Source organism: Jannaschia pagri (genome assembly GCF_019655435.1).
In the GTDB taxonomy this organism is placed as follows: Bacteria; Pseudomonadota; Alphaproteobacteria; order Rhodobacterales; family Rhodobacteraceae; genus Jannaschia; species Jannaschia pagri.
In genome coordinates, this window is sequence record NZ_BPFH01000003.1 from 516081 (window position 1) to 542492 (window position 26412).

General features: G+C 65.3%; 26 protein-coding genes. 13 read left to right on the forward strand and 13 right to left on the reverse strand.

Features of this window, described 5'->3' with window-relative positions; genetic code table 11:
• Window positions 1-2 precede the first annotated feature (2 nt).
• Both K5R33_RS10570 and K5R33_RS10575 read left to right on the forward strand, forming a co-directional pair.
• On the forward strand, window positions 3-533 hold the full coding sequence (locus K5R33_RS10570) for a pseudouridine synthase (RefSeq protein ID WP_220748990.1): 531 nt from the start codon (window positions 3-5) through the stop codon (window positions 531-533).
• The gene (locus tag K5R33_RS10575; protein ID WP_220748991.1) at window positions 530-1096 is read left to right on the forward strand and encodes a YdeI/OmpD-associated family protein; all 567 of its coding nucleotides are present in this window, start codon (window positions 530-532) and stop codon (window positions 1094-1096) included. Before K5R33_RS10570 ends, K5R33_RS10575 begins: the two co-directional genes overlap by 4 nt.
• Before the next feature lie 35 nt (window positions 1097-1131).
• Here K5R33_RS10575 and K5R33_RS10580 read toward each other — a convergent pair whose 3' ends face one another.
• Window positions 1132-1359 carry a DUF2798 domain-containing protein gene (locus tag K5R33_RS10580; RefSeq protein WP_220748992.1) on the reverse strand — a complete coding sequence of 76 codons (228 nt, stop codon included), beginning with the start codon at window positions 1357-1359 and terminating at the stop codon, window positions 1132-1134.
• A 343-nt stretch (window positions 1360-1702) separates the two neighbouring features.
• Window positions 1703-2272: a DUF1285 domain-containing protein gene (locus K5R33_RS10585; protein ID WP_220748993.1), complete on the reverse strand. Its 570-nt coding sequence runs from the start codon at window positions 2270-2272 to the stop codon at window positions 1703-1705.
• 70 nt (window positions 2273-2342) lie between these two features.
• Between K5R33_RS10585 and K5R33_RS10590 the strand changes: the two genes are divergently transcribed.
• The 8 genes from K5R33_RS10590 (at window position 2343) to K5R33_RS10625 (ending at window position 13455) form a co-directional block, all read left to right on the forward strand.
• Complete coding sequence (locus K5R33_RS10590; protein WP_220748994.1) at window positions 2343-3374, forward strand: AAA family ATPase; 1032 nt, start codon at window positions 2343-2345, stop codon at window positions 3372-3374.
• 3 nt (window positions 3375-3377) lie between these two features.
• Complete coding sequence (locus K5R33_RS10595) at window positions 3378-4262, forward strand: DUF58 domain-containing protein (protein WP_255576312.1); 885 nt, start codon at window positions 3378-3380, stop codon at window positions 4260-4262.
• Window positions 4259-6964: a DUF4159 domain-containing protein gene (locus K5R33_RS10600; RefSeq protein WP_255576313.1), complete on the forward strand. Its 2706-nt coding sequence runs from the start codon at window positions 4259-4261 to the stop codon at window positions 6962-6964. The genes K5R33_RS10595 and K5R33_RS10600 overlap by 4 nt, the downstream gene beginning before the upstream one ends.
• 1 nt (window position 6965) lies before the next feature.
• Entirely contained in the window at window positions 6966-9026 is a 2061-nt protein-coding gene (locus K5R33_RS10605) for a hypothetical protein (RefSeq protein ID WP_220748995.1), read from the forward strand.
• A 232-nt stretch (window positions 9027-9258) separates the two neighbouring features.
• Window positions 9259-10287, forward strand: a complete 1029-nt coding sequence (locus tag K5R33_RS10610; RefSeq protein ID WP_220748996.1) for a TRAP transporter substrate-binding protein — start codon at window positions 9259-9261, stop codon at window positions 10285-10287.
• A gap of 64 nt (window positions 10288-10351) precedes the next feature.
• Window positions 10352-10927: a TRAP transporter small permease gene (locus K5R33_RS10615; protein WP_220748997.1), complete on the forward strand. Its 576-nt coding sequence runs from the start codon at window positions 10352-10354 to the stop codon at window positions 10925-10927.
• Window positions 10924-12411, forward strand: a complete 1488-nt coding sequence (locus K5R33_RS10620) for a TRAP transporter large permease (RefSeq protein ID WP_220748998.1) — start codon at window positions 10924-10926, stop codon at window positions 12409-12411. Before K5R33_RS10615 ends, K5R33_RS10620 begins: the two co-directional genes overlap by 4 nt.
• Window positions 12412-12486: 75 nt before the next feature.
• On the forward strand, window positions 12487-13455 hold the full coding sequence (locus tag K5R33_RS10625) for a threonine dehydratase (RefSeq protein WP_220748999.1): 969 nt from the start codon (window positions 12487-12489) through the stop codon (window positions 13453-13455).
• Between the two features lie 7 nt (window positions 13456-13462).
• Here the strand turns inward: K5R33_RS10625 and K5R33_RS10630 are convergent, their stop codons facing one another.
• Both K5R33_RS10630 and K5R33_RS10635 read right to left on the reverse strand, forming a co-directional pair.
• A complete protein-coding gene (locus K5R33_RS10630) occupies window positions 13463-14362 on the reverse strand; it encodes an SMP-30/gluconolactonase/LRE family protein (RefSeq protein ID WP_220749000.1) in 900 nt (299 codons plus the stop codon).
• Window positions 14363-14373: 11 nt separating this feature from the next.
• Window positions 14374-15417 (reverse strand): L-idonate 5-dehydrogenase, encoded by a 1044-nt coding sequence (locus K5R33_RS10635; RefSeq protein WP_220749001.1) that lies wholly within the window; start codon window positions 15415-15417, stop codon window positions 14374-14376.
• A 100-nt stretch (window positions 15418-15517) separates the two neighbouring features.
• On the opposite strand from K5R33_RS10635, the gene K5R33_RS10640 reads away from it, so the two are divergent.
• Together K5R33_RS10640 and K5R33_RS10645 are read left to right on the forward strand one after the other, a co-directional pair.
• Window positions 15518-16285, forward strand: a complete 768-nt coding sequence (locus tag K5R33_RS10640; protein ID WP_220749002.1) for an SDR family oxidoreductase — start codon at window positions 15518-15520, stop codon at window positions 16283-16285.
• Entirely contained in the window at window positions 16282-16794 is a 513-nt protein-coding gene (locus tag K5R33_RS10645) for a gluconokinase (RefSeq protein WP_220749003.1), read from the forward strand. The genes K5R33_RS10640 and K5R33_RS10645 overlap by 4 nt, the downstream gene beginning before the upstream one ends.
• Here the strand turns inward: K5R33_RS10645 and K5R33_RS10650 are convergent.
• From K5R33_RS10650 to K5R33_RS10690, 9 genes are all read right to left on the reverse strand, one after another.
• Window positions 16791-17555, reverse strand: coding sequence for a creatininase family protein (locus tag K5R33_RS10650; RefSeq protein ID WP_220749004.1), 765 nt, complete (start codon window positions 17553-17555; stop codon window positions 16791-16793). The two genes, K5R33_RS10645 and K5R33_RS10650, sit on opposite strands and share 4 nt — an antisense overlap.
• A complete protein-coding gene (locus K5R33_RS10655) occupies window positions 17552-18466 on the reverse strand; it encodes an isopenicillin N synthase family dioxygenase (protein WP_220749005.1) in 915 nt (304 codons plus the stop codon). The genes K5R33_RS10650 and K5R33_RS10655 overlap by 4 nt, the downstream gene beginning before the upstream one ends.
• Window positions 18463-19056 (reverse strand): NAD(P)H-dependent oxidoreductase, encoded by a 594-nt coding sequence (locus K5R33_RS10660; protein WP_220749006.1) that lies wholly within the window; start codon window positions 19054-19056, stop codon window positions 18463-18465. The genes K5R33_RS10655 and K5R33_RS10660 overlap by 4 nt, the downstream gene beginning before the upstream one ends.
• Complete coding sequence (locus tag K5R33_RS10665) at window positions 19057-19638, reverse strand: NAD(P)H-dependent oxidoreductase (protein ID WP_220749007.1); 582 nt, start codon at window positions 19636-19638, stop codon at window positions 19057-19059.
• 631 nt (window positions 19639-20269) lie between these two features.
• Window positions 20270-21670, reverse strand: coding sequence for an FAD-binding oxidoreductase (locus K5R33_RS10670; RefSeq protein ID WP_220749008.1), 1401 nt, complete (start codon window positions 21668-21670; stop codon window positions 20270-20272).
• Window positions 21667-22926, reverse strand: a complete 1260-nt coding sequence (locus tag K5R33_RS10675) for a cytosine deaminase (protein WP_220749009.1) — start codon at window positions 22924-22926, stop codon at window positions 21667-21669. The genes K5R33_RS10670 and K5R33_RS10675 overlap by 4 nt, the downstream gene beginning before the upstream one ends.
• Window positions 22926-23789 (reverse strand): ABC transporter permease, encoded by an 864-nt coding sequence (locus K5R33_RS10680; protein WP_220749010.1) that lies wholly within the window; start codon window positions 23787-23789, stop codon window positions 22926-22928. Before K5R33_RS10680 ends, K5R33_RS10675 begins: the two co-directional genes overlap by 1 nt.
• A gap of 136 nt (window positions 23790-23925) precedes the next feature.
• Window positions 23926-24705 (reverse strand): ABC transporter ATP-binding protein, encoded by a 780-nt coding sequence (locus K5R33_RS10685; RefSeq protein ID WP_220749011.1) that lies wholly within the window; start codon window positions 24703-24705, stop codon window positions 23926-23928.
• 52 nt (window positions 24706-24757) lie between these two features.
• On the reverse strand, window positions 24758-25756 hold the full coding sequence (locus K5R33_RS10690; protein ID WP_220749012.1) for an ABC transporter substrate-binding protein: 999 nt from the start codon (window positions 25754-25756) through the stop codon (window positions 24758-24760).
• 213 nt (window positions 25757-25969) lie between these two features.
• Between K5R33_RS10690 and K5R33_RS10695 the strand changes: the two genes are divergently transcribed.
• The gene (locus K5R33_RS10695; RefSeq protein ID WP_220749013.1) at window positions 25970-26377 is read left to right on the forward strand and encodes a RidA family protein; all 408 of its coding nucleotides are present in this window, start codon (window positions 25970-25972) and stop codon (window positions 26375-26377) included.
• The last annotated feature ends 35 nt before the right edge of the window (window positions 26378-26412 follow it).

Below are 26412 nucleotides of genomic sequence, written 5' to 3' on the forward strand. Positions count from 1 at the left end.
CGATGCTTATTGCCTTCAACAAGCCAATGAACGTGCTGAGCCAGTTTACCGACGAAGGGAAATGGCCGGGCCTAAAGCACCACATCGACGTCCCCGGCGTCTACGCGGCGGGACGGTTGGACCGCGATAGCGAAGGGCTGCTGCTGTTGACGGACGACGGCCAGCAACAGGCGCGTATCGCCTCGCCCAAGGCGAAGATGCCCAAGACGTACTTTGCTCTGGTCGAAGGCACACCGACCGCCGAAGCGCTAGACGCTTTAAGGCGCGGCGTGACGCTGAAGGACGGGCCGACAAGACCCGCCAGGGTCGCGGAGGTCCCTGCGCCCGAATGGCTCTGGCCCCGTGACCCGCCGGTCCGGGTGCGCAAGACTGTACCGGACGCTTGGCTGCGCCTGACCATCACTGAGGGGCGCAACCGTCAGGTGCGCCGCATGTGTGCCCATGTGGGCCTGCCCGTGCTGCGCCTCATCCGATGGTCCATCGGGGACTGGACGGTTGCAAACCTCGCCCCCGGCCAATGGCGCAAGCTATGACCGATCGAGAGATGGTCACCGTGGCAAGCCGCGCGGCATTGCGGCGTTGGCTAGCCGACCATCATGAACAAGTCGATGGCATTTGGCTCGCCACTTACAAGAAACACCATGCCGACCATCTGCCCTGGATCGAGGCGGTGGAGGAGTTGCTCTGTTGGGGATGGGTCGATGCGGTCGTGCGGCGGGTGGATGACGACCGGTCGGCCCATTTGGTCGCGCCGCGCAAGGTGACCTCCGCTTGGTCGGCGCTGAACAAAGAGTTGGTCGCCAACGCGCGGGCTACCGGTGCCATGACCGATGCCGGAGAGGCCAAGATCGCCGCCGCCGAGGCCAATGGCATGTGGGCATTCCTTGATGACGTGGAGGCGGGTGTTGTGCCCGATGACCTTGCCGCGGCGTTGGGCGATTTGCGGACCGTTTGGGAGGCTTGGCCCCGCAGCGTGACGCGGGGCACTTTGGAATGGATCAAGACCGCGAAGACAGCGCCCACGCGGGCAAAACGCATCACGGACGTGGTGGAGAGTGCTGCGCAGGGCCTGCGCCCCTCGCCGTTCCGAAGGTAGGGCTCCGTCAGAGCGCCTGCGCCGATGCCCGGTGTTCACCCTTGCTGCGTGACCCGCGCCACGAGCCGCCGCGCGACGGGCGCCACCACCAGCACCGTCGGAAAGGCCACCGCCCAGGAGGTGAGCCAGTTGCCCATCCACAGGCCGAACAGGCCGTCGATCAGCCCGGCCGCGCGCAGTGTCGCGATGCCGGAGACGATCAAAGACATGAGACCAGACAGGATGAAGCCAAACAGGACGGGGGCGAAGCGGGCAGGGATCATGGGCGCAGCCTGACAGGTCCGCAGCGCGCGGGCTAGGCTGCATCGGCGCACAGGGTCAGCACGCTTTCGGCAGAGTTATCTCGTGGTTCGAGCCGGATCGGCGCCGCGCCCCACCGGGGCGAACGGATCATGCAGCCGACCCCGCTTGGGGCCGGTCGTCCCAGGCCTGCGGACATGTCGACCCCAAGGGGTCCGTCGGATCCGCCAGTCCAGATATGCGCGCCAGGGGGTTGTCCCGGTGAACGGTTAAGGGATGGTTAAGAAATAGACGCGGCGTGCTGTCCGACGGGTGTCTGGCCTGTGACCGCCAGATCCGGCCAATGACAGCATGGTCATGTCCGGTCTACCGGAGCGCGTCTGCCGCGATGACCGGAAAGAACACCCCGTTGGAGCGGAGACCGAACATACCGCCCTCCTCCTCACCGATCTCCACCAGTCTATAAAAAGACTTGCGGTCGATCAGGGCCTCTAGCCCCGCCCGGACCTCCACGTAAGGCGCGGGTTCTCCGTCCTCGGCCAGGACAACGCGAATCGGGTGCTCCGGCCCGGCGGTCACGGTCTCATCCACGTTGGTCAGGAAGGAGATCGCACCGTCCTCAACCTCAAAATCCACGGCGACGAAGGGCGCGTCCTCGACCTGAATCCCGACCTTTTCGACCGGCGTCACCAGGTACGTCCGGTCCCCCTCGCGCTTCAGAATCGAGGAAAACAGCTTGACCAAACCCGGCCGCCCGATGGGCGTGCCTTCGTGGAACCAGGTGCCGTCTCGCTTGATGATAATATCGATCTCGCCGCAGTAAGGTGGGTTCCACAGATGTACCGGCGCTGCCCCCCGTTTGCCCTCCTGCGCTGCATTCTTGGCCGCCGTCAGGAGGGATGTCGCCGAGGGGATCACGGTATGGTGTTCGCTCATTGCCCTTTGCCCTTCTGTCATCCAGCGATACCTATAGACCCAAGATAACCCGCGCGGGAGCAAAACAACCATGGATACCACGGGCACTGGGACGCAGGCGGACGCGGATGCGCTTTTGACCGAGATTGAGACCTTGGGCACCCGCCTGGGCGCGGCGCGGGCAGAGATCGGGACCAAGATTATCGGTCAGCAACAGGTGGTTGACTTGACCCTGGCGGCGATGCTGTCGGGGGGACATGCCTTGCTGATGGGCTTGCCGGGGCTGGGCAAGACCCTGTTGGTGGAGACGCTGTCCACGGTCATGGGCCTGAATGGAAACCGCATTCAGTTCACGCCGGATCTGATGCCCGCCGATATCCTGGGCTCCGAGGTTTTGGAGACCGCCTCCGACGGATCGCGGGCCTTTCGCTACATCGAGGGGCCGATTTTCGCGCAGCTTTTGATGGCCGATGAGATCAACCGCGCCAGCCCGCGCACCCAATCTGCGCTGCTGCAAGCCATGCAGGAGCGGGAGGTGACCGTCGCCGGTCAGACCCGCAAGCTGCCTGCGCCGTTCCACGTTTTGGCGACCCAAAACCCCATCGAGCAGGAGGGGACCTATCCCCTGCCCGAGGCGCAACTTGACCGGTTCCTCGTCAAGATCGACGTGGCCTACCCGGACCGCGCCACTGAGCGTGAGATCATCCTGGCGACCACGGGTGCGGCGCAATCGGCGGTCAAGCCGGTGTTCGATGCGGAGGCACTGATCGCGGCCCAGGGTGTCGTGCGTCGAATGCCCGTGGGCGATGGCGTGGTGGATAAGATCCTGGATCTTGTGCGGGCGTGCCGCCCCGGAGAGTCCGATGCCCCCGATGTGGTGCGCAAGCATGTGGCCTGGGGCCCCGGTCCCCGCGCGGCCCAGGCGCTGATGCTGCTCGCAAGGGCTCAGGCCCTGCTGGACGGGCGGCTGGCCCCCGGCGTGGACGATGTGGCGCGCCTTGCCGCGCCGGTCCTGTCCCACCGGATGGCCCTGTCCTTCGCGGCGCGGGCCGAGGGCATCGTGTTGGAGGACGTCATCGCCGAGGTCGTTGGCCAAGTCACCGCCATCGACAAGGCGGCCTGACGGTTGGACGCCTCGCTCCATACGCCCGCGTCCCTGCGCGCCCGGTCCGAGGCGGCGGCGGGCGGGCTGCCCGCGCTGCTGATGGGGGCGGAGCGCTTGGCCGCGACGATCCTGCTCGGCGAACATGGCCGCAAGCGGGCGGGCACGGGCGATAACTTTTGGCAGTATCGCGCTGCGCAGCCGGGTGATGCGCGTCGGTCCATCGACTGGCGGCAATCGGCGCGAGGGGACGGCCATTACGTGCGCGAGACGGAGTGGCAGGCCGCGCAGAGCCTCATGCTCTGGGTCGATGATGCCGCCTCCATGCGGTTTGCGGCGCAGGGCCGTCCGTCGAAACTGCGCCGGGCGCAGACGCTGGCCCTCGCTCTGGCGGTTCTGACGATCAAAGCCGGGGAGCGTGCGGGCCTCGCGCAACTGCCCGAGCCGCCGCGCGGCGGGCGGGGACAGTTGATCCGCATTGCCGACGCGCTGATGGATGGCGAGGCCAGCGAAGACTACGGCACCCCGCGCCCCCAAGTGATGCCCATGGGCAGCCGTGCAGTGTTCTTGTCGGACTTCTTGGCCGAACCTGCGGCGCTGACCGAGGCGCTGACCTCCGCCGCCGACCGTGGCGTGACGGGGGTGTTGGTGCAGGTTCTCGATCCGGAAGAGGAGGCCTTCCCCTACGACGGTCGCACCGTCTTCGAGAGCATGTCCGGCGCGGTCCGGTTCGAGACGCTCAAGGCCGACCGTCTGCGCGAAGACTACCTGGCCCGTCTGGCGGACCGCCGCGCAGCCCTGCGCGACCTCTGCGCGCGCACCGGTTGGCGGTTCCAGGTCCACCATACGGATGGTCCGGCTGAGACGGCGTTGCTGCCCCTCTATACCGCGTTGGAGAAGCGCCGGTGAGCGGTCTGTTCGCCTCGCTCGCGTTTACCACGCCGCTGTTGCTGGCCGCTTTGGTGGCCCTGCCGATCCTATGGTGGCTGCTGCGCGCGGTGCCGCCCGCACCGATTAAGCGGCGGTTTCCGGGGATCGTCCTGCTGCTGGGTCTTAAGGATGACGAGAGCCAGACGGCGACCACGCCCTGGTGGTTGTTGGCCCTGCGGATCATTGCCCTGGCCGCTGCGATCATTGGCTTCTCCGGGCCGGTGTTGAACCCGCGCACCGGCGCCACGGGGACTGGCCCGCTTCTGATCGTGATGGACGCCAGCTGGGCCAGCGCCCGAGATTGGCCCGCCCGCATGGCGCGGGTGGATGAAATCCTGCGCGACGCCGCCCGGGCGGGACGTGTGGCCGCTGTCTTGCCGCTCACCGATCCGCTGCCGGAGGACATCCCCTTCCAATCCGCCAATGCCTGGATCGAGCGCTTGCCGGGTCTCGCCCCCCGTGCCTGGGCCCCGGACTATGGGGGGCTAGAGGCCCTGGACACCCAAGGCGCCGAAGTCGTCTGGATCTCTGACGGGTTGGAGCGTGACCGCCCCGCCATCGCCGACCGTGTGGTTGAAGGCGACCGTCCGATTCTGGGGTTGACGCCCGCCATCTATGAAGATGGGGAGATCACCCTGCGCGCGCTTCGCCTGGGCGATACGGGCGCCCGGACGGCGGCGCTGAACGTCATCGGTCCGGCCCCGAATGGCGCGCTGACGCAACTGGCCACGGCGGAGATTGCTTTCGATGCCGGTGCCTCAGAGGCGGAGGTCGCCTTGACCCTGCCGCCCGACCTACGCAACCGGGTGCAGCGGTTCGAGATCGCGTCCCAACGGTCAGCGGGCGCGGTGACCCTGGCGGACGACAGCCTGTCGCGGCGGCAAGTGGCGCTGCTGACAACTGCCGCCGATGAGGCGCAGGACCTGCTATCGCCGCTCTATTATCTGCGCCGCGCGCTGGAGACGACGACCGACCTGATCGAGGGCGATTTGGAGACGGTCCTGCCCGCCGCGCCCGACGTCCTCGTGTTTGCCGATGTGGCGCAATTGTCGCCGTCTGAGGCGGAACAGGTGACCGAATGGGTCGAAGAGGGCGGCTTGCTGCTGCGCTTCGCCGGGCCGCAGGTCGCCGCCTCTGATCTGGCGCGGACCGAAGAGGACCCGCTGATGCCAGTGCGCCTGCGCTCGGGCGGGCGGACGGTCGGCGGCGCGCTGAGTTGGGGCGAACCGAAGCAGTTGCGCCCCTTCGGTGAGGATAGCCCGTTCTTTGGTCTGGCCGTGTCCGATGAGGTCGCGGTCACGTCCCAAGTCATGGCGCAACCGGACCCGAGCTTGGCCGAACGCTCCATCGCGGCCCTGGCCGATGGCACGCCCCTGGTGACGCGCAAGGCCATGGGGCAGGGGCAGGTTGTGCTGTTTCATGTCACAGCCAATGCCGAATGGTCGTCCCTGCCGTTGTCGGGATTGTTCGTGCAGATGTTGGAGCGGCTGGCCGTCTCGACCCGACCCGTAGCGCCCTCCGAGGAAGACCTGGCGGGCACCACCTGGGTGCCGCGCATCGTGCTCGACGGCTTCGGCACCGCGCGCGAGGCGGGGACGCTGGCCGGAGTGGCGGGCGAAGACCTGGTGGACCCGATGCCCGGCCCCAACGTCCCGCCCGGTGTCTATGAGGGGCCAGCCCAATCCCTGGCCATCAATGTGCTAGGCCGCGATGCCGAATTGGCCCCGGCCACCTGGCCCGCGACAACACCCGTGGAGGGTTTGACCCAGCAGGAGGAAACCGATCTGATGCCCTATCTGCTGGCTGCGGCTATGATACTCCTGACGCTCGACATCCTGGCATCGCTTTGGTTGGGGGGGCGTCTGCGGCGCGGCGTTGCCGTTGGGTTGTTGCTGCCCCTCGTGCTCCTGCAGCCGCAGCCTGCGCAGGCTCAGGAGGGTCCGAATGTCCCGACCGAGGTGGCGCTGGCTTACGTGGTGACGGGGGATGCGCGGGTTGATGAGGTCTCAGAGGCGGGCCTTCGCGGTCTGTCCGACGTGCTGACCCGCCGCACCTCGGTCGAGCCGGAACCGCCGCGCCCCGTCGATCTGGAAGCCGATGAGTTGGCCTTTTACCCGCTGCTCTATTGGCCCGTGGCCCAAAGCCAGCCGCTGCCCTCGTCGGAGGCCTATGCCAAGCTGAACCGATACCTACGCGGCGGTGGCATGATCGTGTTCGACACGCGGGATGCGGACATCGGCGGCTTTGGCACGACCTCGCCCGCGGCCACGCGCCTGCGGGACATGGCCGCGCCGCTCGACATTCCGCCGTTGGAGCCGCTGCCCGCCGACCACGTCATGACGCGCAGTTTCTACCTGCTGCAGGACTTTCCCGGTCGCTACAATTCCCGTGACATCTGGGTCGAGGCCAGCCCCAATGTCGAGCAGGTTGAGGGGATGCCGTTCCGTAACTTAAACGATGGTGTTACGCCCGTTGTGATTGGCGCCAACGATTGGGCGGCGGCTTGGGCGGTCGATGCCTCAGGGCGGCCTATGTTGCCGGTGGGGCGCGGGTTTGCAGGCGAACAACAGCGCGAGATCGCCTACCGCTTTGGCGTCAATCTGGTGATGCACGTGCTGTCTGGGAACTACAAATCCGATCAGGTGCATGTGCCCGCCCTGCTGGACCGGTTGGGGAACTGACATGGCGCGCGAGATCCTCTTCGACCCGATGTTTCCGCTGTGGCTGATCTTTGGTCTGGCGGGCGTGGCCCTGGTGCTTTGCGTGCTTGCGGCTTTGCGCGGGTTGCCCGGCTGGTGGCTGCGCGCGCTGTCGGTGGTGGCGCTGGCCCTGGCGCTGGCGGACCCCTCCTTGCAGACCGAGGAGCGGGAGCCTTTGTCCGACATCCTGCTGCTGGCTGTGGATGAAAGCGCGAGCCAGGGTCTGTCGGATCGGCCCGCCCAGACGGAGGCCGCTTTGGCCGACCTGACCCAGCAGGCAGAGGCCGATGGCCTAGACCTGCGCGTCACCCGCGTGGGCGATGCCGAGGGCGATGGTGGAACTCAGGTGATGACGGCGCTCTCGGCCCTCCTGGCCGAGGTGCCGCGCGACCGGGTGGCGGGTGCCGTCGTGATCTCAGACGGGCAAATCCACGATGCGGACCTTGCGCCTGATCTGCCCGCGCCTTTGCACCTGTTGCGCACGGGACGGGACACGGATTGGGACCGGCGGTTGATCGTCTCGAACGCCCCCGCCTTCGCCATCCTGGATGAGGAGTTCACGATCACCCTGCGGATCGAGGATCAGGGCGCCGTGCCCGCCGCCCTGGGGGAAGAGGCCGAGGTCATCATCGCCGTCGATGGCGGCCAGCCCCGGGCCTATCTCATCCCCGTGGGCGAAGACCTGGACCTTCCCGTTACGCTGCCCCATGGCGGTTTGAATGTGATCGAATTTCGGGTGCCCCAGGCCGAGGGCGAGTTGACCGATCGTAACAACGCCGCCGTCATCCAGATCAACGGGGTGCGCGACCGTTTGCAGGTTCTGCTCGTTTCAGGCGAGCCGCATCCCGGTCAGCGGACTTGGCGCAACCTGCTCAAGGCAGACAGTTCCGTGGATCTGGTGCATTTCACCATTCTGCGCCCGCCCGGCAAACAGGATGGGGTGCGCCAAGACGAGTTGTCCCTGATCGCTTTCCCCACGCGGGAGCTGTTCTTCGATAAGATCGATGAGTTCGACCTGATCATCTTTGACCGCTACCAGCGACGCGGGATCCTGCCGTCGATCTATCTGGAAAACGTGCGCAGCTACGTGGATCGCGGCGGCGCGCTTTTGGTGGCGGCTGGCCCGGATTTTGCCAGCGCAGACAGCATCTATCGCTCTCCCCTCGCGCCGATTTTGCCCGGGGAGCCGACGGCCATCGTCATGGAGGAGCCCTATACACCGACCGTCTCTGACCTGGGCGCCAAACACCCGGTGACCGAAGGGCTGCCCGATGGCTATGGCCTGGACGGGGCGCCCTGGGGCCGTTGGTTCCGGCAGATCCAATTGGCCGCTGGGGATCAGGCGGATGTGGTCATGACCGGGGTGGAGGCGGAGCCCCTGCTGATACTGGACCGTGTCAAGGCTGGGCGGGTGGCCTTGCTCGGGTCGGACCACGTCTGGCTTTGGGACCGGGGATACGAGGGCGGTGGCCCCCAGGCGGAGTTGCTGCGGCGACTGGCCCATTGGTTGATGGCCGAGCCTGAGTTGGAAGAGGAAGCCCTGATCGCCGCCGCCATCGGCCAAGAGGTTACGGTCACCCGAAGAACCCTGGGCGATGCGCCAGAGACCGTGACGGTGACCAGTCCTGACGGGACGGAGCAAGTGCTGCCCCTGACCGAAGAGGCGCCGGGCCGTTTCACCGCTCGGTTTGTGGGGGAGATGCAGGGTCTCTATCGTTTGACCGAAGGGGCGCGTCAGGCCGTTATCGGCTTGGGACCCGCCGCGCCACGGGAGTTCGTGGAGACCATCGCCACAGACGCACCGTTAGCCTCTGCCGTGGAAGCGCGCCGTGGCGGATCGGTCGCGCTGGAGGACGGCGCTCCGGACCTGCGGCAGGTGCGCGAGGGGCGCGCGGCTGCTGGGCGTGGGTGGATCGGATGGACGCCGCGCAATGCTTACCTGACGGCGGATGTGCGCGTGACTTCCCTGGTGCCCGCGTGGATGTTCCTGCTTCTGGCGGCGGGACTGGCAACGCTCGCCTGGCTGCGCGAAGGGCGATCGTAGGAAAAAGTCTTTCAGAAGACTTTTTCTCCCCCACCTTCGCGTGCGCCCTGGTCGAAGGACGACGTCGTTCCCCGGACAGGATCGGGTCTCGCATACACCTCCACGCCGCGTAACAAATTCGACCGCGCGGTTGGCTTTTCATTTTGCAATGGGCTGTCATGTATGCTTCGCTCCGCCCCAAGGGGCCGGAGGAGCAACGCGCGCCCCATGTCATTCAGGGAGGATTGACCAAATGCTGACCCGTCGCTCGCTATCTGCGCTGTTGGGCGCAACAGCCCTATCACTGGCCGCACTGCCGGCCTTGGCCCAGGATGTGACACTGAAACTGCATCAGTTTCTGCCCGCACAGGCTAATGTGCCCAAGCTGATCCTCGACGTCTGGGCCGATTCCATCGAGGCGGCCTCAGACGGTCGGATCGAGGTGGAGCGCTATCCGTCCATGCAGTTGGGAGGGCGCCCGCCCGAGCTGATGGACCAGGTTATCGATGGCGTGGCCGATGTGGTCTGGACGGTGGTTGGCTACACGCCGGGCCGCTTCCCCTCGACCGAGGTGTTCGAACTGCCCTTCATGGTGACCGATGCCCGCGCGGCCTCGGCGGCCTATTGGCAGATGTACGAAGCCCACATGCAGGAGGAGTTTGCCGACGTCCATATCCTGGGCACCTGGGTCCATGGCCCCGGCATGATCCACGCAAACCAAGAGATCACGACGCCAGACGACATGCAGGGCGTCAAAATCCGAGGGGCGACCCGTCAGGTGAACACCCTGCTAGAGACGCTGGGCGCCACGCCCGTGGGTATGCCCGTGCCGGCGATCCCCGAGGCTCTGTCCAAGGGTGTGATCGACGGCACAACGATTCCCTGGGAGGTCACCGGCGCCCTGAAGGTTCCGGAATTGGTGGACTACCACACCGAATTCGAGGGCGCGCATTTCTACAACGTGACCTTCGTTCTGGCCATGAACAAGGGGGTCTATGACGGTCTGCCGGACGACTTGAAGGCGGTTGTGGACGAAAACTCGGGCCTGGAGTTCTCGGTCTTTGCGGGCGGCACGCAGTCTGACGCCGACGGTCCGTCGCGCGAAGCGGCCTTGGACAACGGAAATGAGATCGTCACGGTGTCCGAAGAGGCCGCCGAGGCTTGGCGTGTCGCTGCGCAACCGGTCTACGACAAGTGGCTGGCCGAGATGACGGAGTTGGGCATTGACGGCCAAGCGCTGATTGATGAGGCCCGTCAGTTGATGGCCGACTACGAGGGCTGATAAGGCCTGCACGTAACGGGAGGCCGCGTCCGGGGGGCGCGGCCTTGTCATATGGGGATGCGGCATGTTGGGACGGATCGTGGAGGCCTTGGCGCGCCTCCTTGCACTCTTGGGCGGTTTGGTGCTGAGCGCGCTGATCATCATGACCTGCCTATCCATCACCGGGCGCTGGTTGAACGGCGTGCTCCATTCCGATCTGTTGGAGGGCGGGGTGCTCTCCACCTGGTTGCTGGCCCTGGGCATCGGTCCGATCAACGGGGATTTCGAGTTGGTCGAGGCGGGCATGGCCTTTGTCATCTTCGCCTTCCTGCCGATCACCCAGTTGCGGAGCGGCCATGCCTCGGTCGATATCTTCACCGCGCGGTTGGGTGTCACGCCGAACCGGTGGCTGGCCGCGCTGTGGTCGGTTCTGTTTGCCGCCATTCTAATCCTGATCTCTGTGCAGCTTTGGGCCGGGACAGAGGCCAAGATGCGCTATGGTGAGACGACCTATCTTATCCAGTTTCCGATCTGGTGGGCCTATGCCGCTGCTTTGGTCGGGGCCTGCGTCGCCGCTGTGACCGCGATCTATGTGGCCCTGGCACGGGTGGCCGAGGTCGTGACCGGCGCCACCATTCTGGCCGATGGAGCGGACCAGTGAGCGACCTGGAAATCGGCCTCTATTCCTTTCCGGCCTTGCTGATCATGATCTTTCTGCGCGTGCCCATCGGCCTCGCCATGTTCGTGACGGGCCTGGTGGGCCTGTACTTGGTGACGGGCGGCAATACGGTCGCGCTGAGCCGATTGAAGAACGAGACCTATTCGACATTCTCCTCTTACTCGCTTTCGATCGTGCCGATGTTCCTGCTGATGGGGCATTTCGCGACCCTGGGCGGTATGTCCAGCGCGCTGTTCCGCGCGGCTGAGGGGTTCCTGGGCCATCGGCGAGGAGGTGTGGCCATGGCCTCCATCGGGGCCTGTGCGGGCTTCGGCGCGATCTGCGGGTCTTCGCTGGCCACGGCGGCCACCATGGGGCGCGTCGCCCTGCCAGAGCTGAAGCGCTACGGCTATGAGGGCGGGTTTTCCCAGGCGACCTTGGCGGCGGGCGGGACGCTGGGCATTCTGATCCCGCCCTCGGTCGTCCTGGTGATCTATGCCATTCTGACGGAGCAGAACATCGCCAAGCTGTTCTTGGCCGCCTTCGTGCCCGGCCTGCTGGCGGCGCTTGGATATGTGCTGGCGATCTCGATCTATGTCCGACTGAACCCTGATGCGGCGGGCACGCGCCCCGCGATCCCCATGGGCGAGCGGCTGAAGCGGTTGGGCGCGGTCTGGCCGGTCCTCTTGGTATTCGTGTCCGTGGTGGGCGGTATCTATGGCGGTATCTTCACCCCGACCGAGGCGGCGGCCGTGGGCGCGCTTGGCACGGCGCTGATTGCGCTGGCCAACGGTGGGCTGACCGGCAAGACCCTGATCGAGAGCTTCATGGTCACGGCCAAATCCACGGCGATGATCTTTTTCATCGTGCTGGGCGCGGCGATCTACAATGGGTTCCTGGCCCTGACCCAAGTTCCACAGGAGATGTCGACCTGGGTCGTGTCCCAGGGTTATGCGCCGATCACGGTCCTTCTGGTGATCCTGCTGTTTTACCTGGTGTTCGGCTGTCTGATGGATTCGCTGTCGATGATCCTGCTGACGGTGCCGATCTTCTTCCCGGTGATCTCGGCGCTGGATTTCGGGTTGGTCGATCTGATCACGATGCAGCACGAAGCGGCGCGCGCGGCCCTTGCCTCAGTCACGGATCTAGCGCCCGATGTGCGGGCCGAGATCGAGGCGCTGATCGCCGCTGGGGCCGAGATCCCTCGCGAGTTGCAGCGCGCCATCGACATCCGCGTGACTGAGGGTGTGGTGAACCGCATCGCCGCCGAGCAGACGGCCATCTGGTTCGGCATCCTGGTGCTGATCGTGGTCGAGGTCGGGTTGATCACGCCGCCGGTTGGCATGAACCTATTCGTCATCAATGCGATGGATAAGGCGACGCCAATGCTCCAGACCTATAAGTCGGTGCTGTATTTCGTCGGCTCCGACATTGTGCGCGTGGGGATTCTGGTGGCCTTTCCAGCGATCACGTTGTTCTTGTTGTGAGGGGCGGGGGGGCCAGCCCCCCGCTCGCTACGCTCGCCCCCCCGGCATATTTCGGGAACATCGAAGGAGGGTGCCATGTTCGATCTGTCTGAGCTTGAAGCCGCAGCGGAGGTGGTGCACCGGACGGTACCGGCCTCGCCCGCCCTGCGCTGGCCCCTCTTGTCTGAGGCCGTGGGTGCGGATGTGGTGGTCAAGCATGAGAACCACCTGCCGACCGGGGCTTTCAAGGTGCGCGGCGGCGTGACCTTTGTGGATTGGTTGCGGCGGACGCATCCGGACAGTCCAGGCATCATTACGGCCACACGGGGCAACCATGGGCAAAGCCAGGCGCGCGCCGCCGTGGCCGCCGGGCTGCGGGCGGTGGTCTATGTGCCCGAAGGGAACTCGGTCGAGAAGAACGCCGCCATGCGCGCCTGGGGCGCCGATCTGCGGATCTTTGGCGCGGACTTCGACGTCGCGCGGGAGGAGGCCTTTCGCGTCGCCGAGGATGAGGGGCTGACCATCGTGCCGCCCTTCCACAAGGAGTTGGTGCGCGGTGTCGCCACCTATGGCTGGGAGTTGTTGTCCGCCCATCCTGAGATCGAGGTGCTCTATGTGCCTATCGGCTGTGGGTCGGGCATCTGTGGTTGTATCGCCGCGCGGGATGCCCTGGGCCACAAGGCCGAGATCGTCGGCGTCGTGTCCGAGAACGCCAATGGCGCCAAGCTGTCGGTGGAGGCCGGGCGGCTGATCGAGACCAATTCTGCGGCAACCTTTGCTGACGGTATGGCGGTGCGGATTCCCGTTCAGGCGGCGTTCGACATCTACTCCAAGGGGGCCGCGCGGATCATCCAGGTGTCTGATGCGGAGGTGGCCGAGGCGATCCGGCTCTATTGGTCGGCCACCCATAACGCCGCTGAGGGCGCGGGGGCTGCGCCGCTGGCGGGTCTGATGCAGGAGCGGGCGGCCATGGCCGGGCGAACGGTCGCGGTGATCCACTGCGGGGGCAACATTGACGCCCCTAAATTCGCGACCGTGTTGAACGGGGGGATACCCGCGCCCTAGGGCGCCCTTAGGGCCGCTGAACCCCGTTCCGCACCAGCGTCACGCGATAGATCGAGGTGGTCGCGGTGATATAGAGTTGGTGCTTCGCCCGCCCGCCAAAGCAGACGTTGGACACCAGTTCTGGCACGAGGATCTTGCCCAGAAGGCGACCGTCCGGCGCGATGCAGTGGACGCCATCGGCGGCGGAGGACCAGATGTTGCCATCCGCGTCCAGCCGGAAGCCATCGGCGCAACCCGGCGCGATGGTGTGGAAGTGCCGCCCGTTGGAGCAGGTCCCGTCGGCGGCCACGTCATAGACGCGGATATGCTGCGCATCGTCCGAGAACATGCGGCCCGTGTCGGCGACGTAGAGCAGGCTCTCGTCCGGGGAGAAGGCCAGTCCATTGGGCGCGTTCATATCGTCGACCATGACGTCCAGTGCGCCGGTGTCGGGGTTGGCGCGATAGACCACGAGGGGGTTCTGAGGCTCCGACTTGAAGCCTTCGTAGTCGGTCATGATCCCGTAGTGGGGGTCGCTGAACCAGATCGTGCCGTCGGACTTCACCACCACATCGTTGGGGGAGTTCAGCGGTTTGCCGCCATAGCTGTCGGCGATGACGGTGATGGAGCCATCGTGTTCCGTCCGGGTGACGCGGCGGGTGCCATGCTCGCAGGAGATGAGCCGCCCTTGCAGGTCGCGGGTGTGGCCGTTCGAGTAGTTGGAGTGTGCGCGGAAGGTCGTGATCCCGTCCGTCTCGGACCAGCGCAGGATGCGATTGTTGGGGATGTCCGAGAATAGCAGGCAATTGCGGTCGCCGAACCAGACGGGCCCTTCGACCCAGTCGAACCCGGTGGCCAGTTGTTTGACCGGGGCATTGCCCAGGACGAAGCGGTCGAAGGCGGGGTCGTGGCTTTCGAAAAATGACATGGGCAGCCTCCTTACGCCGTGAAGTCGATTTGCGCCTTCATGGCGCGGGATCGGTCGCCCGCGACCTCGAAGGCGGTCAGGGCCTCGGCCAGGGGGTAGGTCTGGGTGATGAGCGGCTTCACGTCGATGAGACCCTTTTGCATCAAGCTGACGCCGGTGTGAAACTCCGGATGGAAGCGGAAAGAGCCGATGTGCGACAGCTCCTTCGCGGTCATGGCCTGGGTGGGCAGGGTCATGTCGCCGCCGAGGCCCAGTTGCACGATCTTGCCGCAGGGTTTCATGGCGGGGATGGCGGCGGCGAGGGCAGGGGCCGCGCCGGAGCATTCGAAGAGGACGTCAAAGGCCCCCTTGTCGGCTGTATAGGCATCCAGGTTTTCTTGGGTCATGTTGATGACCTCATCGGCGCCTACGGTCTTGGCCAGGCCCAGGGTAAAATCGCTCAGGTCGGTGGCAACCACCAGATCCGCCCCCGCCCGCCGGGCGGCCAGGATCGACAGCGTTCCTATGGGGCCGCAGCCTGTGACCAGGACCGACTTGCCCACCAGGTCCCCCGCTTGGCGCATGGCGTGCAGGCAGACGGCCAGTGGCTCGCCCATGGCGGCTTCACCCGGCGTCAGGCCGGTGGCATCGGCACATTGGGACGCTTCTGCGACCAGGTGCTGCCGAAAGGCGCCCTGGATGTGCGGGAAGGGCATGGCAGAGCCGTAGAACCGCATGTTCAGACAATGGTTCGGCTGCCCGGCCAGGCAGAACTTGCAGGCGCCACAGGGGCGCGAAGGGGAGACGGCGACCAATTGCCCCTCAGACAGGCCCGTCACGCCCTCGCCCAGTGCTGTGATCCGGCCCGAGACCTCGTGGCCAAGGACCATAGGCTCCTTCACGCGGATGGCCGTGCCGATGCCGCCGTGCTGATAATAGTGCAGGTCTGAGCCGCAGATGCCGCCTGCCTCCATGGCGATCGCGACCTGACCGGGGCCGGGGGCCTCAATGGGGCGATCCTCCAGCCGCAGGTCGCGGGCGGCGTGAATGACGATGGCGGTATTTGCGGTGGTCATCGGTTTCCCTCGGGGTGGCCGCTTGCGCAGCGGAGAAATGTTAGCGATAACTTTATTCCGAGGCCCCGGCAGTGTCGAGGCGATAAACCGAGGAATTACGATGAGCCTTCAATTGTTCGACCTGACCGGAAAACGGGCGCTGATAACCGGGTCGTCCCAGGGAATCGGATTTGCGCTGGCGCGGGGGCTTGCTGCAGCGGGCGCTTCGGTCGTGCTGAACGGGCGGGATTCCGCCAAGCTGGACGCCGCCGCCGAGACGCTGCGGGGCGAGGGGGCGACGGTCGAGACACTGGCCTTTGATGCAACCGACCATGTCGCCGTGCGCGCCGCGGTGGATGGGTTCGAGGCCGAGACGGGCGCCATCGACATCCTGGTCAACAACGCTGGGATGCAGCACCGCACGCCGCTGGAGGAATTCCCCGCCGATGCTTTTGAGCGGCTGCTGCAAACCAACATCGCGAGCGTATTCCACGTGGGTCAGGCCGTGGCCCGGCACATGATCGGCCGTGGCGCGGGCAAGATCGTCAACATCTGTTCGGTCCAGACGGCCTTGGCCCGTCCCGGCATCGCGCCTTATACCGCAACCAAGGGCGCGGTCGCGAACCTGACCAAGGGGATGGCGACCGATTGGGCTAAGCATGGGCTGCAATGCAACGGATTGGCGCCGGGGTACTTTGAGACGCCGCTGAACCAGGCGCTGGTCGATGATCCGAAGTTCACCGAGTGGCTGTCCAATCGCACGCCCGCGGGCCGCTGGGGCAAGGTCGAGGAATTGGTCGGAACCTGCATCTTCCTGTCATCCGACGCCTCCAGCTTCGTCAATGGCACCACCGTCTTCGTGGACGGCGGCATCACGGCCTCCCTATGACCCGCGCGTATGTGGTCATGGGCGTCTCTGGCTGCGGCAAGAGCACCATCGCAGAGAGCCTCGCCTCTGCGATGGGGGTGCCTTGGCTGGACGGGGACAGCCTGCATTCGGAGGCGAATATCGCCAAGATGGAGCGGGGCGAGCCGCTGACAGACGAAGATCGCGGCCCCTGGTTGGACCGGGTTGGGCGGCGCTTGGCCAGTGGCGAGGCGCGGATTATCGCGTGTTCGGCGCTCAAGCGGGCCTATCGCCAGCGGATCACCGGGGCGGCGGGGATCCGCGTGACGTTCCTGTTTCTCGATGGCGCCTACGAGGTCCTGCAAAAGCGTATGGCCGCGCGGACGGGACATTTCATGCCGACGACCTTGCTGGACTCTCAGTTGGACACCTTGGAGCGGCCCGGCGCCGATGAGGACGTGATCCGGGTCGATATCGACCAAACGCCGGAGGAGATCGTTGCCGAATTTCTGGACGCGCTCGGGCTGAAAGATCCTGTGAGAGCAGGCTAGAACAGCGGCTGTGCGACGACCTGCTTGGCCAGGTCGATGAACCCCTCGGCCTGATGTTTGGCCAGCCGATGGCCCTTCTCGGCGGTTGCGAGATGGGCTTCGCCCACAACGCCATGGGGCGACAAGTCCGAGGCGATCCAGCCGTAGGACGTCGGCCCGATGGGCGGGATCGCAGCGGTTTCGGCGGTCGATCTGAAGTCCTGGGCCTTGGTCATATCCACCGTCTCGGGCCGAAAGGCGCGCATCAACGATGTCTCTCGATCCCCGCCGTGGATGCCGAATTGGGCCTCCTGATCCGAGAACATGCCATCGGGTGCGCCAAAGCTCATCCATTGGCATTTGACGGCCAACATATCGGCCTGCACCCGCAACTCCCGACTAAGGATCGACACGAGGTCCAGGTTTCCGCCATGGGAATTCACCAGGATGATCTTGCGAATGCCCGCCCGCGCCACCGACAGCCCGATCTCGGTCCAGGCGAGGAGGGCGGTTTCTGCCGTCAAGGTTAGCGTGCCCGCCGCCCAGAGGTGTTCATTCGACTTTCCGACCGCCTGGATCGGCAGGACGCGCAGATCGAGGTCGTCGGGGCAAGCGGCGCGCACGGCGTCCAACATACCCTGGGCGATCAGCGTATCGGTCCCGACTGGTAGATGGGGGCCGTGCTGTTCGATGGCCGCCGTGGGCAGAACTGCGACGGCGGTCATCGGGTCCAGGTCGGTGAAGTCGGGCGCGCGCAGGTCGGCCCAATCGCGATAGCTCATCCCGCCTCCTTCGGCGCATAGGTCGCGTCGAGCCGCGATTGTAGGTAGTCGGCGGCGCGAATGGCGGGATACTTGGGTGTGCCTGTTCCGGGTAGTGCTTCGACGAGCGTGTCGGGGTTCGCCTCGGTGAAAAAGGCTACCGAGCGGCGCTGTCGCTTGGGCGGCAGGACCCGATGCGGGGTCGAGACATAGATGTCGTTGGTCCAGCGCATCAGGCAATCGCCAATATTGACCACGTAGGCGTTGGGCACATGGGGCACGTCGGTCCAGTCACCGGCCCTCGGTTTGACCTGCAACCCCGGCTCCCCATCCGTGAGTAGCAGCGTAATCGCGCCGTAATCCGTGTGGGCACCTGCCCCGATCTCATTCGCAACCCCCGTTGCAGGCGGATAGTGGAGCAGCCGCAGTGCCGACAGTGGTTCATCGAAGAGCGGCGCAAAATGGTCTGGGGGCAGGTCCAAGTCCCGCGCCAGGACCGACAGGATCCCAAGGGCCTGGGCCTGGGCCGCGTCGTAATAGGCCAGCATCGTGTCGCGAAAGCTGGGCAGGTCGGGCCATTGGTTCAGACCCCGAAACTGCTGGCCCAGTCGGGGGTCATCCTCGGCCAGATCATAGCCGATGTTGAAGGTCTGCTTGGTGTCGACCTCGGGCTGGGTTTCATCCAGGCTCTCGTCACCGGGCTTGCCCCAGCCCCGGAAGTGGGGCGTGTTGAGGATTGAAATCTTTTGCTTGTCTGCTTCGGGCAGATCAAAGACGGCGCCCGTCTGGGCAAAAACCGCGGTCCGCAGGTCCTGGGGGACCGAGGGGTTGGCAAGCAGGAAGAACCCCGTATCGCGCACAGCCCGTCCCATGTCGGCGGTCAGGCCGGGCAAATCGTGCGCGAAACGGCTCCAATCCAGAACGGGGATCATGCCAGCAGCCTATCCATCTTGGTGGCGACGTTGCTGAGGTGGGTCCCCCGAGTGCTGTCAGTGGAGCTGTCCATCAGGTAATGGGCGGCGAACACCGTCTTGCAGCGTTTGGCGCAGATGGCGCGCACACCGCGCGTCAGGGTTCGGCGACCCGGAGCGCCGATGAAGGTCGTCAACCAGCGGGAGGCGCCGCAGGTGGTAAAGACGCCAAGGCGCGTGATGTTGGTCAGGCCGGGGCGGATGTTCTCGCCGTCCCGGGGCATGATGAAGGCCACGCCAGGGACAAGAACCCGGTCCAGCCATCCCTTCAGCATCGCGGGCAAACCATACCACCAGGTCGGGTAGACGAAGATCAGTGTATCGGCCCATTTCACGTCGGCGACATCCTGTGCGACGGGTTCTTGGTTGAGACTCTCGTCGAGGTAGATGTCCAACTCATGGGCCGTCAGGACGGGTGAGAAGTTGGAGCGGTAGAGGTCTCGGACGCGGTATTCCGCTCCGGCCTTGTCCAGCTTTTCCTTCACCAAGGACAGGATACCGGCCGTAAAGCTGTCCTCCTTGGGGTGGCAGAAGATGACGAGCGCGCGCATTTATAACCCTTTCATTTCCAATCTAACTTTGGTCAGGAACGACGACCGGTCTGAGGCCGTCGCGCGGTTCATATCGTAGAGGGCGAGGTATCGCGTCTTACGCGGACGGCAGACGTGCCAGACCGCGCGGGTGACGCATTTGCGCGGCGGGTCGCCCACCAGCATCGCGCGCAGCCGCGTGCCGCCGTAGGTCGTTACAGCAGCGAGGCGTCGGATATGTGTGAGGTTCGGTTTGACCTTGCCGTCCACCAGTTTGAAGGACACGTCGGGCAGAAAGACGCGGTCGAGAAACCCTTTTAGAATAGCGGGATAGCCGAAGTTCCAGACGGGGAAGACCATCACCAGCGCGTCGGCGGCGCGGACCCGTTCAACGTAGTCGGCCACGGGCGCGATGTTGTCGGGCGCGTCGTGATAGCCCCGGCGCTCCGCCTCGGACAAGACAGGGTTGAAGCCTTCGGCATAGAGGTCGCAATCGTCCACGTCCCAGCCGCGGGCCGTCAGTGTCTCGACAACGTCGCGATGAAGCGCGGCATTGAAGCTATCTGGCACGGGGTGTGCGGCGAGGACGAGGGCGCGGGTCATAGGGGGCGCATCCTAAGGGGGATGCCGGGGTGACGACGGGGTGATCTTGGGCGGACGTGATTGGGGTGCGCATCAAGGGTCGTCCTTGGGATCGACCTAATGGCCCGCAGCGCTTTGGGCTGTCGGGCGACGTCCTGGCACAACGGGTTCTTCTGCCGTCTCAATGCCTGTACCTCGGGCGTAGGCGTCCCCTTGGTGCAGGGCCGCGCGTTTCGATGGCCTCGGGTCGATGGAGCGCTTACGTGGTCGGTCTTCGCCCTTTCGCGGAAGACACCTCGCTCGTCGACAAGGGGTGGTCCTTGATGGCTGGCAAGGATTGCTTGGGAGGCGGGACGCTGTCGAACGGACGCACTCGATTTCGTCGATGGTTTGCAAGACGGGGGAGATCCTCGGGTCAAGCCCGAGGATGAACCGCGCGGGGCAAGCCCTGGTTGAAGAGGCGACCGGACCCTCTGAGCGCTGCAATCGGTTCTGTCGCCCGGCGGGCCGACAGCGCGGTTCTCTTGACTGGGCCAAGTCTTCCTCGCCGCAGTCACGGCAAAGGGCCACCTGCCCTCGGGCTTGACCCGAGGGCCCCCGCCCGCAGGCAGTCTCGGGTTAAGCCCGATCCGGTTGACGGGGGCCCTTCGGCTCATTCCGCCGCCTGCATTTTCGGGTAGGCATACATCTTAGCGTAGTCCCAATCGGGATCGTCCCAAGCGATCATCTTGCCAGGGTTCAGTAAGCCCTTGGGGTCGGCCTCTCGCTTAAACGCTAACTGACGGTCGTCGACCGACTGCCGCCCCCCTTCTTCCAGGGTGTAGCGGTGGGGGTTGAAGATCATCGCACCCGCCTCTTCGTGCAGGCGCACGATCTCGTCCAACCGCTCCTCGGTGGTGAACTTCACCAGCGATAGCCCCGCGAACATGACCTTGCCGTTTTCCTTGAGCACCTCCAGGTGCTGCAACACCTCGGGTGAGAGCGCCTCGCGCATCTTCTCGATCAACTCTAGATGCTGGGGGAAGCCGTAGCGCACCTGGAGATAGGTGATCGCCGGATCCACTTTGAGCGCGCGCAGGGTTGTGTGGTTCCAGCCGTATTCGAACACATGGCCGGGGGCACGGGGCCATTCCGTTTCGTCACTGCGATAGAGCAGCTTCACCCCCGGACGGCGGCCCAAGAACGTCAGGAACCCATCCATGGAATGGGGCGCGACCATCAGGCCGATCACATTGTCCCCAGCTTCCACATGGGGGGCGACACGTTGAAAGTAGTCCTTGGCGATGGGCGCCTCGAAGACGGTGGCCAGCTTGATGAGGATGCCGTCCTCATTCGCCAATTCCTCGGCGAAGCGCGCGACCTCCATGAAGTCATCGCCGGTCAGGAACATCTCCACCCAGTCGTAGGCCGGGGCCAACGGCATCTCCACTTCGGTGATGATGCCGTTGGTGCCATAGGCATGGCTGACGCGGGCCAGTTCCTCGCCCCGGAATTCGACGACGCGGGGCTCTTCCTCCATGGTGACGACCCGCAAGCGGATGATGTTGCCCAGATCCCGCAAGCTGCCCCAGGTGCAGGAGCCGACGCCGCCCGAGCCGCCCGCGATGAACCCGCCGATGGTGGCCGTGGCCCAGGTACTGCTGAACATGCGGATTTCCTGGCCCGAATGTTCCTTGCAGGCCGCGTCCAGGTCTTTCAGCAGGATGCCAGGTTCGCAGACCACACGGCCCGGCGCGATCTCCTTCACGGCGGTCATATGGGTCAGGTGCATGACGCAGCCGCCCGCAAGCGGCATGGCCTGTCCATAGTTGCCGGTGCCCGCGCCGCGCGTGGTGACGGGGACGTCATGGGCGTAGCAGGTGCGCAGGACCTCGATCACCTCGGCCTCGGACCGGGGCGAGACGACGAAATCCGCCTCCACATGGTCGAGCCGGGCCTTGAGCACGGGCGAATACCAAAAGAAGTCCCGGCTTTTGGAGCGGATCGCCGCCTCAGAGGTTTCGATGTCGAGATGGGAGAGCGCCTCTTTGGCGGCCTGCACGTTGGGTTTCATGATGGCCTCACGATGGGGTCGAGTTCAGCGTAGTCGGGTAGGGTGCGGTCGATGGCCTGACCGGCGCGCAACACGATGCGGTCGTGTTGGGGGCGGGCGTAGAGTTCGGTCCATTCCCGCGCCTTGAAGATCACGAGGTCCGCAGGATCGCCGGGCGCGAGCCCCGCTGCGGCGAAGCCGCAGGCGCTGGCGGGGGTGGCGGCGAAGGCGTCGCACCAGTCAGCGCGGCTGTGGTCCAGATGGGCGATGCGGGTGGCCTGGCGCATGACCTCCAACATGTCGAGATCGCCATAGGCATAGAACGGATCCCGCGTGTTGTCGGAGGCGAAGGCCACGGGAATGCCCCGGTCGCGCATCTCATGCACCAGGGTCACGCCGCGCCCACGGGGTGTGCCGGGTCCCCGGTCTTGGAGGTAGAGGTTGCACATGGGCAAGCTGACCACGTTGATCCCAGCCTTCGCGACCAGGTCCAGGGTGTTGAGCGCGCGCCCCTCGTCTTGGGTGCTGAGCGAGCAGCAATGGCCGACGGTGACCGGAGCGGTGAAGCCCGTCTCCAGCACCGTCTCGGCGATCATGCGCAGCGTCTCGGACCCAGGGTCCATGGTCTCATCCACATGGAAATCGGCGGCGAGGCCCCGCGCTTCGGCCATGCGGAAAAAGCCCAGCAGACGGTCCTTCAGGTCCGGGACGGGATAGCTGACCATGCCAAGGGTGCCCTTATGCTGGGCCACCAGGTCGGCGGTGTCGCGGAAGGGGCCGTCCTCGGAGAAGCCATCGCAGCCGATCAGGCAGACGGCCTGCAGGTCGATCTTGCCCGCCCACTCCGCACGGATCTCGGAGAACACCGGCCAGGAGATCTGCGGCTGGGGCGGGATGCTATCCAAATGCGTGCGAACGGCGCGGGTGCCGTGGGCATAGGCGCAGCGCAGCGAAAAGGTCATGCGCGCGCGCAGATCCTCGGCGCTCCAATTGGCGTGGTCCGCGCGCACGGTGCTGAGCGCGCCCAGGAAGCTGCCATCGGGGTTCGACGCGCGGGGCCAGATGTGACCCTTGTCCAGGTGGGTGTGCATATCCACGAAGGCGGGCAGGACCATGGCGCGGGCCATGTCCACCTGTGTGCCCGGCTGGTCGGTCAGGCGTCCGTCGGCGATGTGGAGGTCGGTGGTGGTCAGGTCGCCAGCCTGCCCCAAAAGGTGGGCGGGGACCGTGACATTCGCAAGGGTGATCGGGCCGCTGGGCAGGGCGCGAAAATCCATTAACTCTCCGTCTTGAGGGCAGATTCGTGCCACTTCCGCAGTAGCAAATGCGACAGCAGCGACAGCGCGGCAAAGATCACCAACCCCATGGCCGCGACCATGGCAAGGGCCGCGAACATGCCCGCGATGTTGAGCCGATAGCCCGCCTCCTGAATGCGACCCGCAAGACCCAGGCCCACCCCACCGGTTCCCGCCACCAGTTCGGCCACGACCGCCCCGATCAGGCTCAGCCCCCCCGCGATGCGCAGGCCGCCCAGGAAATAGGGCAGGGCGGAAGGCAGTTGCAGGTGGATCAGCCGCTGCCACCGGCTCGCCCCGTAGATCGCGAACAGATCTCGCAGGTTCCGATCCACCGAGTTCAGCCCCAGCGTGGTCGAAGATAGCACCGGGAAGAAGGCCACGATCCAGGCGCACATCAACATGCCGGCGACCTTACTTTCGACGTAGATGAAGATAAGCGGTGCAATGGCAACAACCGGCGTGACCTGAAGGATCACCGCATAGGGGTAAAGCGACAGTTCAACCATACGCGACTGGTTAAACAGGATCGCCAGACCCGCCCCGCCCAAAACCGCAACGGCCAGGGCCATCAGCGTGATCCGCCCGGTCAACATGGCCGCATCCACCAACGTCGACCAATTCCCCGTGAAATAGTCCCAGACGCGGGCCGGGCTGGGCAAAATGTAGTGGGGGATCTCATTCCAGACGACGATCCGATCCCAGGCCAGGATCGCCAGTGCCATCACCGCCAGGGGCAGGGTATAACGCGCGGCCAATTCGATGCGGCGCCCACGGGCGCGGCGCGCTTCTTCCGCGTCAACCATGGGGGTGGGCGCTGGACCTATCAGCGGGGCATCCGTCATGCCGGGCTCCTCCATTCTGAGGCCAAAGTCGCACGTCGCCCCTTCGATGTTCCAGAAATATGCCGGGGGAGCGCGAGGGGGCTGGCCCCCTCGCCCCGTCCAAAGGAACCGGTGCGCGTGTGGGTCATCATCCCCATCATGCGGCCTCCATCGCGTGTTCTAAAGCCCGCGAGGCCGCGCGGCAGTGGGCGGCGTAATCGGCGGAGGTGCGGAACTCCTCTGACCGGGGATAGGGCGCGTCGACGCGGACCTCTTCGATGACGCGCCCCGGGCGGGCGGCCATGACGATGATACGGTCCGACAGAAAGACGCTCTCAAACACCGAATGGGTGACAAAAATCACCGTGCACCCGATGCGGGCTTGCATGGCGAGCAGGTCGTTGTTGAGTTTGAAGCGCGTGATCTCATCCAAGGCGGCGAACGGTTCGTCCATCAAGATGAGCTTGGGCTGCGTGACCATGGCCCGCGCGATGGAGACACGCATCTTCATCCCGCCAGACAATTCGCGGGGATAGGCGGTCTGGAACTTATCCAGCCCCACCAGGCGGAGCGCGTCGAGGATGTCATCTTTGACGCTGGCATAAGATTTCCCCTCCAGCCGGAAGGGGAGAAAGACGTTCTGGGCAACGGTCGCCCAGGGCATCAACGTGGGCTCCTGAAAGACGACACCCACATCGCCGCGGGCGGGCGGGGCGGCCCAAGCGATGCGGCCCGCCGTCGGATGCGACAGGCCAGCCATCAGGCGCAGGGCCGTGGACTTACCGCAACCCGATGGGCCCAGGAGCGAGATGAAATCGCCCTGGCGGACGGTCAGGTCCATGCCCATGAGCGCACGGACATCGCCGGGGAACACCTTGTTCACCGCTTCCACGCGCAACAACTCTGCGCGGTCGTCTATGGATGTGGGTCGGGGCATCCGGCCTCGGGGGGTAGGCAAGGCGGGGGTGATCCCCGCCCTACGGGTCGCGTCACTCGGGCTTGAGGTCCATGCCCACTTTCTTGTTCGTAAAGGCGAGGCTGTAGGAGGAGGCCCAATCCACGTCTTCCGAGATTACGCCAGCTTCGACCATTTTTGTGAAGAAATCCTCAATGGTCGCATCGGACATGGCGCCGATACCGTTTTCCAGGGCCTCGCCTGAATCCACGATCCCCTCGGAAATCATCATCGCGCGCGCGAATTCGATCTTGTCCTGGGTCATCTCGGGGTTCGCGGCCTTGATTAGCTCATCGGCAGCGGCGTTGTCGCCATAGAGGTAGTTATACCACCCCGCGAGGGAGCCATCGACGAAGCATTCCACCACCTCGGGGCTTTCATCGATCGTGGCCTGCATGGTCTCAATCGTCGTCGCGTAGGAAGAATAGCCGTTGTCAGCGATCAGGAAGACGTTTGGCTTAAAGCCCCCTTCTTTCTCGACGAGGTAGGGCTCCGACGAGAGATACCCCTGCATGGCAAGACCCGTATCCGCCAGGAACGGCGCGGGATTGAAGGTGTAGGGCTGTCGCTGCTCGGCGGTGAAGCCATGGGCTGCGATCATCCACTGGTAGTAGCTCGTGAACCCGTTGTCGCCGATCAGCAGGGTCTTGTCCTTCAGCCCCTCCCAGCTGTCCACGTCGGGGTGGGCGACGATCACCTGGGGGTGCTTCTGAAAGATCGCGGCCACGGAAACGACGGGAATATCCTCGGCCACGGCGTTGAACGCTTGCAGCATGTCGCCGCCCATGTGGAACTGGATGCGACCGGCCAGCATCAGGGCGCGATTGTTCACCTGGGGACCGCCAGAGATGATCTCCACGTCCAGGCCGCATGCGGCATAGGTGCCATCGGCCACGGATTGGTAAAAGCCGCCGTGTTCCGCTTGGGCCAGCCAGTTGGTGCCGAAGGTCACCGGTGTCAGGTGCCCATCCGCCAGCACTGCGCCAGGCACGGCGGCCAGCGCGGTGGCCCAGAGCGTCGTCTTCAGAATCATCCCCATCTCCTCAAACTGTCGTGCGGTCGCCCCCGCGAGCCTTCGCAGCGGAGGCGGAAAAGAAAGCACCGGCCGCGGCTTTGGGCGGCTGTGTCGCTGCGACAGCAGGCGTTGTGCGCGATTTTTATGCAGGTTGCGCCATGTTTGGGCATATGGCAACGAAATTGGGCGGTGCCTGTGGTGTCGGATAGCGCCGCGCGTCAGGCTGCGAACATGGACCGGAAGACCTCTTTGCTGCCCCCGGGGATCGCCCCGCCCTTTGGGGCTTACTCCCACGGAATAGCCGTTCCCGCATCTGGGCAGCTGCTGGTGACCTCGGGACAATTGGGGCTAGGCGCCGATGGGGTTTGTCCGCCAGATGTGGCGGGACAGGCGGCGATCTGTCTGGCCGCGATTCACGCGATTTTGGTGGAGGCGGGCGCGACCCGGGCCGATGTGCTGCGCCTCAATGCCTATGTCACACGGCGCGACGACTTTCCGGCCTATATGGCGGCCCGGGACGCTTGGCTGGCCGATGTTGCGGTCAAACCCGCCTCGACCCTGATGATCGTGGGCGGCTTTACCCGGCCAGAGTTCTTGGTGGAGATCGAGGCCATCGCCTGTGTCCCTGCCGCCCGGTGATCGCGCGAACCAGAGGACGCCTATCCCGTGTTGCC